This is a genomic window from Corynebacterium sp. HMSC05C01 (genome assembly GCF_001807155.1).
GTDB lineage: Bacteria > Actinomycetota > Actinomycetes > Mycobacteriales > Mycobacteriaceae > Corynebacterium > Corynebacterium coyleae.
In genome coordinates this window covers 1-889 of the sequence record NZ_KV787934.1, presented here as the reverse complement: position 1 = coordinate 889, position 889 = coordinate 1, and the positions used below count along the sequence as shown (strand labels likewise).

General features: G+C 53.3%; 1 pseudogene. It reads left to right on the top strand.

Annotated features, from left to right (window positions below):
• Nucleotides 1–889 (top strand): annotated as a pseudogene (locus HMPREF3145_RS11755) (hypothetical protein); the annotation flags it as partial.

Below are 889 nucleotides of genomic sequence, written 5' to 3'. Positions count from 1 at the left end.
ACGCTTGCTGATTCGCATGATCAGGGCAGCTGGGCTGCGGGTAACCGTTCTTCGAAGCACATCAATACCAACTGGTCGTATGTGCAGATTTTGGATAAGGACGGCAATGTCCTGCCGGATAATGTTGGTACGTTGTATCCGTGGTCGTTGGGTCATTGGGATGGCCCAAATGCGGGTACGTCTTCCCAGGTCTTTGGTGGCGACGGTGCACTGATTTCGACGAGTACGTCGGCGTATGGCAATTGGAATATTGCTCTGTATCCGGCGCCGTTGAAGTTTGATGTTCTGGAGAAGAACACCTATGACAATTGGGCTCGTGTTGGTGAGACCGTTGAGACGCTGACGACTGGTTTGCCGATTGGTGAAGGTCTTGAGTATTTCATCGAGTGGACTGATAAGGATGGCAATGCGGTAGGTTCGTGTGGACCGGTGATGCCTGATGCGGATACGACGATTAAGTCGTGCCCGTTGACGGTGCCGGCTGATGTTGAGCACGGTGATACGTTTACTGCGCGTTTGTACCAGGGCAAGGACAACTCTGGCACGGTGCTTGCGCAGGATGCGTTTGCGGTAACCACCTCGTACTTGGCGTATGAGCCTGAGGATGCGAAGGTTGGCACCGCGACGGTGTCGAAGCCGAAGTTTGATGACCCGGATACAACGCCGGTTGAAGAGAAGCTTGAGTCTGCTGAGTTCTTCTTGAATGAAGACAAGCTGCCAGAGGGTGTTACTGCTGATCAGGTTAAGGTTGAACTGAAGACCGGTGAGGTGACGTTTACCCCGAAGGCTGGTCAGGAAGGTAAGTCGTTTGATATTCCGGTGAAGATGGTTGATACGGCCATCCAGGTGCCGGTGTACGACGAGAACGGTGATCCGGTCAAGGATGACG